Origin of the sequence: Phormidium tenue FACHB-1052 (assembly GCF_014696675.1) — a bacterium.
Taxonomy (GTDB): Bacteria; Cyanobacteriota; Cyanobacteriia; order Phormidesmidales; family Phormidesmidaceae; genus Nodosilinea; species Nodosilinea tenuis_A.
On sequence record NZ_JACJQN010000009.1, the window covers coordinates 215,847 to 227,778 of the forward strand.

Here is an 11,932-nt window from a genome sequence, read left to right on the forward strand (position 1 = left end):
AGGGTCTGGCGACGGACAGCAGCCCTGGGCCAAAGCTCAGCAGTTGCGAAATATAAAGCATTGTGTTCAATTATTTTGAATAGTTAAGGTGCTGCGGGGGTTGGTAGTCGCCTTTACAACAGCCGGGGATCGCTAGGTGTTACGCTTTGCGGGTGATTCTTGCAATATTGCCGTAAAGCATCAATGGCACAAATCCTTGATCCCCTTCCCTCCGATGGCCAGAGCCAGGTGCTCTGCTGCTATGTCAATGCCACCAGTAAAATTCAGGTTGCTCGCATAACCAACGTGCCCGATTGGTACTTTGAGCGGGTCGTGTTTCCGGGGCAGCGGCTGCTTTTTGAAACGGTTCCCAAGGCTCTCCTAGAGATTCATACGGGCATGATGGCTAGCGCCATTTTGTCGGACAGCATCCCTTGCGAACGGTTGCAGATCGATGCTCCAGAACCCGTGGGTTTTGAGCCCGCCTCAAGTGATGAGCTTGAGGCGAGTCGATTAGCAGCCACCCTAGATGAGCCTGCACCGGCAGTAGCCATTTCACCCGCCAGCTAGTTCGGTAGACTGAAGGTGTGGTGCGCTGAGCCCTGGCGATAGCGTTTTGGCGTAGCTTGATAGCGGGCTGAAGGTCGAACTTCTAGCTTCCCTATGCCACCAGGGCACAGCTGTTGGTGACATTTAGGGATGAGCCGTGAATTTACCTTCATTTCTATGGCTATGGCGGATCGCCGCTTGGTCTATGGGCCTTACACTGACGGCCTATTTCTTGCTGGCCGTTACGGGTGGGGTATTGTTTTACACCCGCTCTAATGACCAAGAGCGCTCGTCCTGGCTGCGACCGCTACATATTGTTTTGGGTACAGGGGCAGTCAGCTTGGTTTTAGTGCTGCTCGCCATCGGGGTGGTTGGCACCCTAGGGGAATATGGTCGGCTGGGCCATTCGGTACACCTGCTGTTTGGGCTGACGGTGGTGGGGCTGGTGCTGGCCTCGGCCTGGAGCGCTAGTCGTATTGCTGTAGAACGACCTTGGGCGCGATCGCTCCATGTCACCCTCAACAGTGCCCTGGGGGTAGCGCTGGCTGCTGCCGGGCTCTCCGGTTGGCAGGTGGTGCAAAAGTATCTACCTTAAAGGAGAAAACCCGAAGGTCTAGTCCGTTCAGCGCTGGCCGTAAGGGCCTGTACCCCTTAGCTCAGATCCTGGATTGGTATGGTTGAGTCTTCGCCTTTGGCCCCGTCCTCTACAGCCCCTCAAATCTTTCACATTTCGCCGCTGATTCGCCTGACGCTGCTGCTGCTCTACCTGGCGCTGATGGGGCCTTTGCCATTTTTGGCCCAGGCTACCGACGCAGCGGTGTCGCCTACGGCTTTGGCCGTTGGTATTGGGCTGGGTGGTCTGGGAATTTACGGCGCGCTGGGTCAGCGGGTCGAGGTGGATAGCGACGGCATTCGCGTGGCTTACCCGGTGTGGATTCGCTGGCTGTTTCGCGGTGGGTGGCGTCTGTCGTGGCGCGAGGCCCAGGCTTTAAAGCCCCGCTCGACCGGGCAAGGAGGCATCGTGTATTACTTTGTGGGGGCCGATCAGCAGGCCTACCTGCTGCCGATGCGGGTGGCGGGTTTTGCCCGTTTACTGGGCCTAGTTGAAATCTACACCGATCTCGACACCCAGGATATTAGACCCCTGGCCCAGCCCTGGATGTACTTTATTTTGCTGGGGTTTACCCTGCTGCTGCTGCTGGTCGATGGTTGGACGATTACGACTGCGCTGCAAATGGGCTAGGCGATCGCAGGCGCTGGGCCTGTCGTCGGATAGCGTTACACAGCAAGGCAGTATTTCATGGGGCCGAGCCGCAGTAAACCGGGCGATCGCCCATCGGGCGGTATATTAAACCCAGAGTATTTGCCCATGATTACCGCGCTGTCAGCGGCTCTGCGATCGCTGCACTATCAACCCAGGCTATGACCCCACCGCCTATTCTTCGCCTCGATGCCATTACGAAACGCTATAGCCCTCAAATACCGCCAGCGGTAGACCGGGTCAGCCTCAGCCTAGGGCAGGGAGAGATTTTAGGGTTATTAGGGCCATCGGGCTGCGGCAAAACCACGCTGCTGCGGCTGATTGCGGGGTTTGAGAAACCCGATGGTGGCACCCTCTACCTGGGCAGCCAGCCCGTGGGCGGCACGACCTGGCTACCGCCCGAGCGCCGCGATGTGGGCATCGTGTTTCAGGACTACGCCCTGTTTCCCCACCTGACGGTGGAGCAGAATGTCGCCTTTGGCCTCCAGCGGCGCGATCGCAAAGGACGGTCAGCTACCTCTGATCTCCAGCAGCGCACCGCTGAGGCGATCGCCCTGGTAGGGCTAGAAACCCTAACCCACCGCTTTCCCCATGAGCTGTCAGGCGGTCAGCAGCAGCGGGTGGCCCTGGCCCGCGCTTTGGCCCCGCGTCCGGCGATCATTTTGCTGGATGAGCCCTTTAGCAACCTGGATGTGCAGGTGCGGCTGTACCTGCGCCAGGAGGTGCGCGACATTTTGCGCCAGGTGGGGGCATCCTGCGTCTTCGTCACCCACGACCAGGAAGAAGCCCTGGCCCTGGCCGATCGCGTTGCCGTCATGCACCAGGGTCAGCTAGAGCAAATTGATACGCCCGAGGCCATCTACGGCCAGCCCACCTCGCGGTTTGTCGCGGAGTTTGTCACCCAGGCCAACTTTTTGCCCGCCCAACCCAGCCCCCAGGGTTGGCAGACCGAGGTGGGCTGCTTTGGGTCAGCCAGTGCTGAGGCCAGCCAGGCTGACCTGATGGTGCGCCAAGAAGACATGGCGCTGGTGGAAGATGCCCAGGGCGCGGTGGTGGTGCGCGATCGCCAGTTTCTAGGCCGAGAATATAAGTACTGTCTGCAAACCCCCTCGGGGCAATTGCTCTACGCTCGACTGCCGATGACGAGCGCGATCGAGGTGGGCAGCCGGGTGCAGATCACCGTGCCATCCCAGCGGTTGCGTCTCTACAGCCCCCAGGCGATTGGATCGCACAGCCCGCTTTCGACTCCCTCCCCTCGTCGGTAGCGATCGCCCCAATACCGCCCAGCACCAGCGTTTTGCAGTATGGTTACGCTTAGATTCTGCAAGCGGCTTCCTCGCTGCTCTAGCCCCTGTTTTATCGTTTCAGGTGATTCCATGAATTGGGTTTTTCAACGCGTTTGCCTATCGCTGGCCCCGGTGGCGCTGTTGAGCGCTACCTCTGCCCTAGCCGCAGCCCCAGCCCAGCCCATCGCCGCAACGCCCCTACCGCAAACCTGGCTGGCCCAGGCAGGCACCATCGAAACGGTGCTGCTGTTTGAGACTGAATCGATGGTCGTGCGCGTCTATCGCAGCGGCAGCGGTCTATTTATGAATCTCTATAACAAGGCCACCGATGTGGTAGAACTGCGGGCTGCCCCCACCCAGCTCGTGCCCAGCACCCGCGACCAGACGGTCTACAGAGCCGGAGGCGAGGCCCAGCGCTTTGCCCGCATCAACGTACTGGGCGAGACCGAGCTAGAAATTTTGGCCGCCAATGGCAATGTTGTGCTCAAAGAGCCTGGCTTTAATGCTGTAGTCAGGGTGTCTTCCGGCTCGACCGACTTTCGCGGCAACAACTTTGCCCCCGGCACGTCGGCGATCGTGCTATCGGCAGAAGCGGCTCGGCTGCGATCGGCCCCGCGCTTGGGCAGCACCATTCTGGCCGCAGCTCCCCGTCGCGCTGTAGTGGAGGTGCTCGATCGCGGCGGCAACCCAGAAGACGGCTTTATTTGGTATCAGGTCAACTACGACGGCACCACCGGCTGGGTGCGGGGCGACCTGCTTCAGCCCAGCTAGGACGGCAACTCAGCTGATTCAGCACCGAGTTCTAGGGTCATGCCCTCACGGGCCAGGCTGGCCTGGGCAAACCTGGCCTGCACCTGACGCTCTAGCTGATCGAGCTGATCGTCGCTGTGGCACGGGTTGTGGTGAAACAGCACCAGACGCTTAACCTGGCTCGCCTGGGCTACCTCAATGCCCATATGCCAGGGCACAACGCCAGTCCCACTGGGGTCTGAGTAGGCCACATCGGCGTAGGTGCCGTCAAAGACTAAGACATCGGCCCCGCTGGACAGCATCAGCAGATTGGGATCAACGCTGGTTTGGTTTGGGTCGGTGTCGGTGGCATAGATCAGCACGCGATCGCCCCAGCTGACCCGGTAGCCCAGGGCGCTAGTGTGGCGGTTCAGGCTCCAGGGTTCGACCAAGACATCGCCCAGGGCGATCGCATCTCCCGCCGCAATGTTGTGAAAGGTCATGGCAGCGGCCATCGTTTGCAGTGGCTTAGAAAAGTTAGGCCGCAGCATTTGTTCCGTGAGGCGCTGTTTGATGGAGGCTCCATTGAGGGCTTGGGCACCGTAGATATCGAGCTGAGTCGCCGGGGCAAAGGCCGGGGCAAAGAAGGGAAAGCCCTGAATCCGATCCCACTGGGTGTGGGTAAAGAAAAGATGGGCGGCTACGGGCTGCTCTTGGGCCATGAGGTGGCGACCCAGCACCCAAAGTCCGGTGCCGCCGTCAAAAATCAGCCGGTGACCGCCCACCTGCACCTCAACGCAGGCCGTGTTGCCGCCGTAGCGCACCGTATCTGCCCCCGGTGCCGGAATGTTGCCCCGCACTCCCCAAAAGGTGAGCCGAAAGACCGGCGCTGGAACAGCGACCCCAGGCTGGGACGCGGCTTCAGACTGGGCAGCAAATAGGGCATCGGAAGGGCTAGCGATATTGGCCATGCAAATTCAACGTTTCACCAAGTTTAGACGGCGATTCATTGCGGCGCACCCCGATAGCCAAACGTAGAGGGTGGTTCTTGTCACGCCTGTAGAGGATCCATCGTAAAAGCTTTAATTAGTTTACTCTCCCGATCGAACTTAGCATTCCCCAACCGATTTCCCTGACGGCCCGCCCCTGGGTAACGCTTCGGCCATTTGACCGATTTCAAATCCGGCTGAGGAGAACTCTTGCCCGTTGGCGGCGAGTTCCGGCGTCAAATCGGCGGGGAGGGCAAATCGTCGTTGGGTTCACCAGCATAAAGGTGGTAGGCCTGCCGCAGCCGTTCTAGGGCACGCTGCCCGCGCTTGCGCAGTGTCGCTAGAGAGGCCCACTCTTCACCGGCTGCCACCAGTTTGGTCTGCACCTGGGGCCAGGTGAGGCCTTCAACCACCTTCCACTGAATCAGGTGGCGATCGCCCGGCGACAGAGCGGCGAGGGCTTGCAGCACCAAGGCGATGGCGTTGGCAATCATCTGATCATCCACCGTCGCCGGGTCGCTGGCAGCGGCCTCTTGCTCCATCAGTTCATCAAATGCCACTGCCAGGTAACGCTGGCGATCGCGCTTGCACTCGCGAATGATGTTGTAGGCCGTGCGCCGCATCCACGCCTTGGGCTGGCGAATGTGCTCCTGGTTTTGCTGAGTGTAGCGAACGCCGCGCAGGTAGGCCTCGACGAAAATGTCGATTTCGGTGATGTGGGCTTGCAGCCCAAACTGCTGAATGGTGCGCTTGATAAAGGCTAGTAGCGATCGAGCATGGGGGTTGTTGGGTTTGAGCAGAAGCTGCACATCCTGGTTAAACTGCTGCGTTTCGGACGGGGGGTGAGACGGCATGACTCTGGGTAGATGACCAGCGGTTAAGTTCTAATGTAGCGGCATCAAGTTTTTATGAAGCGTGAAGTTTCCGGACAGAAATTCATAGTTCTCTAAAAACGACTGTGTGACTCTGATTACAAAGCCGACCGCCACCCCATCGACTTACCTGCTCAAGTCAGCCTGCCTCAGCCTGCTAAACCCGTTTTTCTAGTTGTAAGAGTATCTCTGTATGGTGGGGCAAACCCAGAGCAGAGCGAGCCACCCTCTGCGACAATGGGCAGTACTTCCGTCATCGCGATTTGGCTGTTCCATGGCTCATACCATTACCCTGCACGAATCTCACCTGCAAACCCTCGACCTGACCCCCGCCAGGGAGGTAATCGAGCCACTGCTGGCGGAAGGTAAGGTGCTCAACAGCGAGCTTTGCCTGCGGTTTGTTGTCGAGATCAGCCGCGACCCTACTGACCCCCGCGAGCTATCAGAGCTGCCGGAGGTCAGATTGTGGTTTATTCGCCTAGATACCTACTACCCCTGGTTGCCCCTGGTTCTAGATTGGGAGGCGGGCGAGCTGGGGCGCTATGCTGCAATGCTGGTGCCCCATCAGTTCAGCCCGACCGAGGGCATTCGCTACAACCCGGAAGGGCTAGAGATTTTTATGATGACGAAGATTTTCGTCATTGCCGCCTGGCTCAAGGGGCAGGGCATTACCCAATACACCCGGCTAAAGTTTATGACCCAGATGCTGGGCTATGAAATCGACGATGGGTTGTTTGAGCTGCTGGCTTGAGAGAAAAAGGGGAAAGGTTTCGGGTGCAAGGTGCTATGTACAGTCCTACACCCAGCACCTTAAACCCTGACTTACACCAAGATCTCTGTAGGAGCAGATCGCTTGGTTTCGTAATAACGGCAGGCAAAGTAGCCGACGCTGTAGATCAGCGATGTATCGGTGGCAATACCCAGCACAGCACCCAGCCCCGGAATCAGCTCTACAATGCTCAGCCCCGATTTGACCATGCCACCGGTAGTCGATGACAACAGCCAGATCGCTAGCACTTCGCCACGGCGATCGTTGTCGGTGGGCGAATAGCCATAGATGGTGGCGATGCGGTAGATCATGTTGGCCTGAAGGGCGGCGACCGCACCAATATCAACCAAGGTGAGGGCAAAGGCCACAGGGGGCACAAAGTTGGTAGCTAGGCCTACGCCTGCGGCTTTGAGGGCGGTTTCGGCCATCACCCGCTGGGCTAGAGTGCGCTTATTCTCTTGGGGATACTGCTGGCGGAGTTCATCCACCTGCGATCGCACCTCTACCACATTCACCTGACCTAGCGCCGCCAGCAGCACCCTCATGCCGGGTATCGACGTGGCGTACTGAATAAAGGGCAAACTAGCGATCGGGCCAACCACGCTGCCTACGGTGGCTGTCACCGGCTCTAAAAAGGGCTGAAGCCTCGACAACAGAGCATTGCCAGTGTTGGCAGTCATGTTGTCGAGCACCGTGACGACAGCCTGCATCACCTGGGTTACGGCCTGAAAGGTGTCGCGGGTCTGGTCATTCGAGTTGGCGCTGGGGGATGGGGTCGTCACGGAAAGTCGCCTCTAGATCGCGTAGCGTTATATCAATTTGATAGCGGATTCTATCGAGGCGCTGCATCCGTCCTAAGCAAGGTCACAGGGGCGTAATTAAAAGCTCGCCAATTTTGCCTCGACGCCCAGCCCGGGAGTTAATCGCCCGCGCCGCCAGAATTGGATGCATCGTAAACCCCTGGTAAAGCTCGCGGATAAACTCGCAGTCGGAGTTCGACAGCATCACCCGCTGCCCCTGGTTAGCTAAGGTGCGAAACACCATTGCCAGACGCTCTTGGTCGTCCCCGGTAAAGCCGTAGCGGCTGTAGCCCGTAAAGCTGCTGGTAGAGCTGAGGGGGTGGTAGGGCGGATCAAAGTAGACAAAGTCGCCTGGAGAGAGCGATCGCTCTAGCAGCATTTCAAACGAAAACGTTTGAATCTCAGCGGTTTGCAGCGCTGCCGAGGCCGCTCGCAGCAGCGATGGGTCGCAGATGGTGGGGTTTTTGTAGCTGCCTACCGGCACGTTGAAATGCCCCTGGGAATTTTCGCGGTAGAGGCCGTTGTAGCAGGTCTTGTTGAGGTAGATCAGGCGGGCGGCGCGCTCCACGGGCGATCGCAAATTTTGCCGCTGGCGCACCTGGTAGTAGTAGTCGGGGTTGTGGCGACGCTGGTGATCCCACAGGTGACGAATCAGCGTTTCGACCCGGTCGCGCACACAGCAGTAAACGTTGACCAGCTCGGGGTTAATATCCCCCAGCACCGCCCGTCGCGCCCGCCCCACCAAATGAAAGAACATCGCCCCACCGCCCAAAAACGGTTCGTAGTAGGTATCGATCACCGTGGGCAAAAACGGCTCGTACTGACTGAGCAAACGACCTTTACCGCCCGCCCATTTGAGAAAAGGGCGGGGGTGTAACGTCGGGGGTGCAGAGAGGGCAACTGTCACAGAACTGCTTAAGATCAAATGTACTTGTTTAAAGAATCTCCCAACTATAGCAAAGCTCAGCCGGAGCAGCACCCTTTTGTCGTGGGTTAGGCCTTTTGTCGTGGGTTAGGATGTAAAACGAGTTAAATTCAGAGTCAGTGCGCTGGGCTTTGCGCGCATTGGCCCCTAAAGCCCCTAGTCTGACGCCATGAAAGATTTTTTTGACAACATCTCTCGCTATCCGCGCTACTTTATTTCCTTCACCCTGGGCGTTTTTTTTAACGCTGCCCAGCCCCTAGTGCCGCTGCTGAAGCAACCCACCACGGCGATCGCGCTGATTGGTGCCCTGGTGGCCGGCTTTTTGTTTCTCACCTTTACCCTGCGGGCAATGCTGGGCCTAGGTTAATAACGTCACCTTCAGGAGTACAGACCGATGCCAAATAATCGTCGCGTTGAGCGGGTGGCCTCTCTCATTAAACGAGAAATTAGCCAGATGATGATGCTCGACATCAAAGATGACCGCGTGGGGGCGGGCATGGTCAGCGTTACCGATGTCGATGTGTCGGGCGACCTGCAACACGCCAAGGTGTTTGTCAGCATCTATGGCACCCCCGAAGCCAAAGCCGAAACCATGGAGGGCCTCCACGCCGCCACCGGCTTTGTACGCAGCGAACTGGGCCAGCGGCTGCGCCTGCGACGCACCCCCGAAATTATCTTTAAAGAAGATGTGGGCATGGAACGCGGCACCAATGTGCTGAACTTGATCAATCAGCTCAGCCGGGAGCGAGCCGAAAAGGGCATAACCGACGAATTTGACGAAGACCCAACCGCACCGTCTGCCGCCCAGGAGGAGGAGTGAGCGGGGTCATTGCTACCTCCCGGCTGCCCGCTCCCGAACGTCTGTCCCTACCGGAACAGGTTGCTCAAATGGTGGTGGTGCGGGCGTCAGGCCACTTATTTGACCACGAAATTCGCTACCCCGCCTGGGAAGCCGACAGCGCCACCCTCACCCGCTACGTCGAAGAACTGGGCGTGGGCGGGGTGATTTTGCTGGGGGGCAGCGCCGCCGAAGTGGGGCTCAAAACCCAGGCGCTCCAGGCCCAGGCCCGCATTCCGCTGCTGATGGCCGCCGATGTGGAAGAGGGGGTGGGTCAGCGGTTTAGCGGGGCCACCTGGTTTCCGCCGCCCATGGCATTGTCAGCGGTGGCCGATCGCAACACCACCGCCGCCCTGGCCTATGCCGAAGCCTTTGGGGCCGCCACCGCCGCCGAAGCGTTGGCGATTGGCCTCAACTGGGTGCTAGCCCCGGTCGTGGATGTTAACAACAATCCTGCCAACCCGGTGATTAACGTGCGGGCCTTCGGCGCTGGGCTGGAACGAGTCAGCACCCTGACCCAGGCTTTTATTCGCGGCGCACAGACTCAGCCGGTGCTCACTGCCGCCAAGCATTTTCCCGGCCACGGCGACACCGCCACCGACTCCCATCTTGATCTGCCGGTGCTGCCCCACAGCCGCGATCGCCTTCACGAACTAGAGCTAGCACCGTTTCGAGCTGCGATCGCCGCTGGGGTAGACAGCATCATGACAGCCCATCTGCAAATTCCGGCCCTAGATGCCCGCCTGCCCGCTACCCTTTCGCCCGCCACCCTCACCGGGCTACTGCGCCAGGAGCTTGGCTTCGACGGGCTGATTGTGACTGATGCCCTGATTATGGGGGCGATCGCCAACACCTATGGCCCCTATGAAGCGGCGGTGCTGGCGGTGGAAGCCGGTGCCGACGTGCTGCTCATGCCCGGCGACCCTGAAGGAACGATCGCAGCAGTAATAGAAGCCGTGAATTGCGGGCGCATCGACCCAGCGCGCATCACGGCCAGCGTAGAGCGTCTTTGGCGGGCCAAGCAAAAGGCCGCTCCGGCCCTGCTGCCCGACGGGGCTGGCCACGCCTGGGAGCACCTGCCGCCGCCCCCGGTAAACTTAGCCGCCGTGGCCCAGCCCGCCACCCGTCAGCTCGCCGCCGACATCCTCACCGCATCAATGACGGTGCAAGGCCAGATCGTCCCCAGCACCGCCGCTGACCCCGGCCACAATATTGTGGTGGTCGATGATGCGATCGGCTGCCGCTTTTTAGAGCGCACGGCAGCGGCCCTCACCTGGCCCCAGCGCCACCACTACCACCTCAAGCTGGTCGATACCCAGGGTTGCCAGCATTGGCCCCAGGGCGAGGGAGAATTCTCGGTTGAGCAAAACCTGCGGCCTAGCCTGGTGCAGATTTTTGTGCGGGGCAACCCCTTTCGCGGCTCCGCCCAACTCCTACAGCTGGCAACAGCCTGGCTAGAGACTCTGCAATCGGCCCAACTGCTGCGCGGAGTTATTATCTACGGCAGTCCTTATGCTATGGATCAACTTCAGCCCTACCTAAAGCAAGTGCCCCACGGCTTTACCTACGGGCAAATGCCCCTGGCCCAGAGCTTGATTTTGCCCACCCTGCTGCCCGAGCCGTTGGCAATGTCTGACTGCCAAGAGTTCACCGATTAGCAAGAACAAAAAGAAAAGAGCGACCAGAAAATGCGAGTCTCTACCCGTTTTAGCCAGGGTTCGCACCGAGCAGGCATTGTCAGCGGGTTTTTGGCCAAATTTTCGCTCTATATGGCTGTGTCTCTGGCCGCCATTCATCAGCAAACGTGAAGAGCTGTATCAGTTTTTTATAGTTTTATTGCTTTGCATTGAGCAATCCTGGGTAGTTACACCATGCTTAATGTATCGCCTGCTACCTTTTGGTAACGTCATGTTCTCTGAGTCGTCCCTAGCACCCCGCTACTGCCTCGATGATGAGTCACCCTGGCTCAGAGGTATTGACCCGCTGCGTCGCTACTGGATCTGCGTCAACGGCGACCCGCGATCGCTGCGGATGATGTCTGGGTTAGTCACCCAGAGCGAAGCGGCCTTTAAACAGGCAATTCGCAGCTTTAGAAGCTTAGCCATTGGCCAAGAACTGACCCTGCCCGCCGGTCTGAGCGACCGCCTCACCATTCACTGCGTAGCTGAGAACTGCTACGCGATCGCCGATTGCTCGACCGGGGCCGAAGTGTGGCACCTATTCGACACCGAATCGCTAGAGTCACTGCTGCTGACCGCTCACCCCGATTGGCAATGCGCGCCTCAGCATTTGAATCTGGGGCGATCGCTGCTCACCGCCGCCTGGGGGCAGCCATCGGTACCTAGAGCTGCCTAGGGTATTGGTTCTAGCCGCGATCGAGCTGCATCAGCTCTTGCAGCGACGCCATCAGCTTAATCTCAGCCGACTGAATGGTATCTGCCGTCGTCAGCGCAAACGTCCAGCGCACGCCAACAGTGAACAGCAGCGTTTTCACATGACCTCTGACCACCACGCGCTGGGTACCGTCAGCGTCCATTTCGCTCTCAATCTCGACCGGCGTGGCGCGCATAGATACGGCCTCGGCTTGCAGATAGGTATAAACGGCCTCGGCCCCGACAATCGGTTCTTCAAAGGGAGCCAGCAAAAGGCCATCGGCTGCAAACAGAGTCGCTACAGCGCGGTAGTCTTCAGCGTTGAAACCCGCAAAGTAGCCGTCAACGGCAGAGGACACCGTCCTTAGGTTTAGGGGTGCTTCAGCAGTGCGCGTGGCCATAGTCATCCTCCAGAGATGAATGGTTTTACGATACGGGGCAAAATCGGGTAGAGCGTCTATCCCTTGACAGACTAAATAAAAATTGAGTTCCCTGGGGGCACTCTGCGATCGCCCGCAAACGAACGTTCTAGGAGAAAATAGGGAGGCTGATTCGCCGATCTG

General features: G+C 58.9%; 16 protein-coding genes. 11 read left to right on the forward strand and 5 right to left on the reverse strand.

The window, feature by feature from the left end:
* The first annotated feature begins 183 nt into the window (after positions 1-183).
* From H6G07_RS14140 to H6G07_RS14160, 6 genes are all read left to right on the forward strand, one after another.
* Positions 184-549 (forward strand): DUF1830 domain-containing protein, encoded by a 366-nt coding sequence (locus H6G07_RS14140; protein WP_073608789.1) that lies wholly within the window; start codon positions 184-186, stop codon positions 547-549.
* A gap of 136 nt (positions 550-685) precedes the next feature.
* Positions 686-1,123 carry a DUF4079 domain-containing protein gene (locus H6G07_RS14145; protein WP_073608790.1) on the forward strand — a complete coding sequence of 146 codons (438 nt, stop codon included), beginning with the start codon at positions 686-688 and terminating at the stop codon, positions 1,121-1,123.
* Between the two features lie 78 nt (positions 1,124-1,201).
* A complete protein-coding gene (locus H6G07_RS14150) occupies positions 1,202-1,771 on the forward strand; it encodes a hypothetical protein (protein ID WP_073608791.1) in 570 nt (189 codons plus the stop codon).
* 57 nt (positions 1,772-1,828) lie between these two features.
* Positions 1,829-1,954: a hypothetical protein gene (locus H6G07_RS26710; protein ID WP_277882072.1), complete on the forward strand. Its 126-nt coding sequence runs from the start codon at positions 1,829-1,831 to the stop codon at positions 1,952-1,954.
* Positions 1,951-3,054 (forward strand): ABC transporter ATP-binding protein, encoded by a 1,104-nt coding sequence (locus tag H6G07_RS14155; protein ID WP_073608792.1) that lies wholly within the window; start codon positions 1,951-1,953, stop codon positions 3,052-3,054. The genes H6G07_RS26710 and H6G07_RS14155 overlap by 4 nt, the downstream gene beginning before the upstream one ends.
* 111 nt (positions 3,055-3,165) lie before the next feature.
* Positions 3,166-3,846, forward strand: a complete 681-nt coding sequence (locus H6G07_RS14160) for an SH3 domain-containing protein (protein ID WP_073608793.1) — start codon at positions 3,166-3,168, stop codon at positions 3,844-3,846.
* On the opposite strand, the gene H6G07_RS14165 is transcribed toward H6G07_RS14160, so the two are convergent.
* Positions 3,843-4,775, reverse strand: a complete 933-nt coding sequence (locus tag H6G07_RS14165; protein WP_084173190.1) for an MBL fold metallo-hydrolase — start codon at positions 4,773-4,775, stop codon at positions 3,843-3,845. The two genes, H6G07_RS14160 and H6G07_RS14165, sit on opposite strands and share 4 nt — an antisense overlap.
* Positions 4,776-5,029: 254 nt before the next feature.
* Positions 5,030-5,647 carry an RNA polymerase sigma factor gene (locus H6G07_RS14170; RefSeq protein WP_073608794.1) on the reverse strand — a complete coding sequence of 206 codons (618 nt, stop codon included), beginning with the start codon at positions 5,645-5,647 and terminating at the stop codon, positions 5,030-5,032.
* Positions 5,648-5,939: 292 nt separating this feature from the next.
* Here H6G07_RS14170 and H6G07_RS14175 point away from each other — a divergent pair, with 292 nt between their 5' ends.
* Positions 5,940-6,416, forward strand: a complete 477-nt coding sequence (locus H6G07_RS14175) for a CRR6 family NdhI maturation factor (protein WP_073608795.1) — start codon at positions 5,940-5,942, stop codon at positions 6,414-6,416.
* 71 nt (positions 6,417-6,487) lie between these two features.
* Here the strand turns inward: H6G07_RS14175 and H6G07_RS14180 are convergent, their stop codons facing one another.
* Positions 6,488-7,216 (reverse strand): EcsC family protein, encoded by a 729-nt coding sequence (locus H6G07_RS14180; RefSeq protein ID WP_073608796.1) that lies wholly within the window; start codon positions 7,214-7,216, stop codon positions 6,488-6,490.
* Positions 7,217-7,298: 82 nt separating this feature from the next.
* A complete protein-coding gene (locus H6G07_RS14185; protein ID WP_073608797.1) occupies positions 7,299-8,141 on the reverse strand; it encodes a DNA adenine methylase in 843 nt (280 codons plus the stop codon).
* Between the two features lie 187 nt (positions 8,142-8,328).
* Between H6G07_RS14185 and H6G07_RS14190 the strand changes: the two genes are divergently transcribed.
* The 4 genes from H6G07_RS14190 (at position 8,329) to H6G07_RS14205 (ending at position 11,352) form a co-directional block, all read left to right on the forward strand.
* Positions 8,329-8,526, forward strand: coding sequence for a DUF751 family protein (locus tag H6G07_RS14190; protein WP_073608798.1), 198 nt, complete (start codon positions 8,329-8,331; stop codon positions 8,524-8,526).
* Between the two features lie 27 nt (positions 8,527-8,553).
* Positions 8,554-8,979: a 30S ribosome-binding factor RbfA gene (rbfA, locus tag H6G07_RS14195; protein WP_073608799.1), complete on the forward strand. Its 426-nt coding sequence runs from the start codon at positions 8,554-8,556 to the stop codon at positions 8,977-8,979.
* On the forward strand, positions 8,976-10,655 hold the full coding sequence (locus H6G07_RS14200) for a glycoside hydrolase family 3 N-terminal domain-containing protein (RefSeq protein WP_073608800.1): 1,680 nt from the start codon (positions 8,976-8,978) through the stop codon (positions 10,653-10,655). The genes rbfA and H6G07_RS14200 overlap by 4 nt, the downstream gene beginning before the upstream one ends.
* 250 nt (positions 10,656-10,905) lie before the next feature.
* Positions 10,906-11,352: a hypothetical protein gene (locus tag H6G07_RS14205; protein WP_073608842.1), complete on the forward strand. Its 447-nt coding sequence runs from the start codon at positions 10,906-10,908 to the stop codon at positions 11,350-11,352.
* A gap of 10 nt (positions 11,353-11,362) precedes the next feature.
* Here H6G07_RS14205 and H6G07_RS14210 read toward each other — a convergent pair whose 3' ends face one another.
* Positions 11,363-11,770 carry a nuclear transport factor 2 family protein gene (locus tag H6G07_RS14210; RefSeq protein WP_084173191.1) on the reverse strand — a complete coding sequence of 136 codons (408 nt, stop codon included), beginning with the start codon at positions 11,768-11,770 and terminating at the stop codon, positions 11,363-11,365.
* Positions 11,771-11,932 lie beyond the last annotated feature (162 nt).

What these genes read in the sequence shown, in the direction of transcription:
- H6G07_RS14140 (WP_073608789.1), top strand. Translation starts at nt 184, where the DNA reads ATGGCACAAATCCTTGATCCCCTTCCCTCCGATGGCCAGAGCCAGGTG.
- H6G07_RS14150 (WP_073608791.1), top strand. Translation starts at nt 1,202, where the DNA reads ATGGTTGAGTCTTCGCCTTTGGCCCCGTCCTCTACAGCCCCTCAAATC.
- H6G07_RS26710 (WP_277882072.1), top strand. Translation starts at nt 1,829, where the DNA reads ATGGGGCCGAGCCGCAGTAAACCGGGCGATCGCCCATCGGGCGGTATA.
- H6G07_RS14155 (WP_073608792.1), top strand. Translation starts at nt 1,951, where the DNA reads ATGACCCCACCGCCTATTCTTCGCCTCGATGCCATTACGAAACGCTAT.
- H6G07_RS14160 (WP_073608793.1), top strand. Translation starts at nt 3,166, where the DNA reads ATGAATTGGGTTTTTCAACGCGTTTGCCTATCGCTGGCCCCGGTGGCG.
- H6G07_RS14165 (WP_084173190.1), bottom strand. Translation starts at nt 4,775, where the DNA reads ATGGCCAATATCGCTAGCCCTTCCGATGCCCTATTTGCTGCCCAGTCT.
- H6G07_RS14170 (WP_073608794.1), bottom strand. Translation starts at nt 5,647, where the DNA reads ATGCCGTCTCACCCCCCGTCCGAAACGCAGCAGTTTAACCAGGATGTG.
- H6G07_RS14175 (WP_073608795.1), top strand. Translation starts at nt 5,940, where the DNA reads ATGGCTCATACCATTACCCTGCACGAATCTCACCTGCAAACCCTCGAC.
- H6G07_RS14190 (WP_073608798.1), top strand. Translation starts at nt 8,329, where the DNA reads ATGAAAGATTTTTTTGACAACATCTCTCGCTATCCGCGCTACTTTATT.
- rbfA (WP_073608799.1), top strand. Translation starts at nt 8,554, where the DNA reads ATGCCAAATAATCGTCGCGTTGAGCGGGTGGCCTCTCTCATTAAACGA.
- H6G07_RS14205 (WP_073608842.1), top strand. Translation starts at nt 10,906, where the DNA reads ATGTTCTCTGAGTCGTCCCTAGCACCCCGCTACTGCCTCGATGATGAG.
- H6G07_RS14210 (WP_084173191.1), bottom strand. Translation starts at nt 11,770, where the DNA reads ATGGCCACGCGCACTGCTGAAGCACCCCTAAACCTAAGGACGGTGTCC.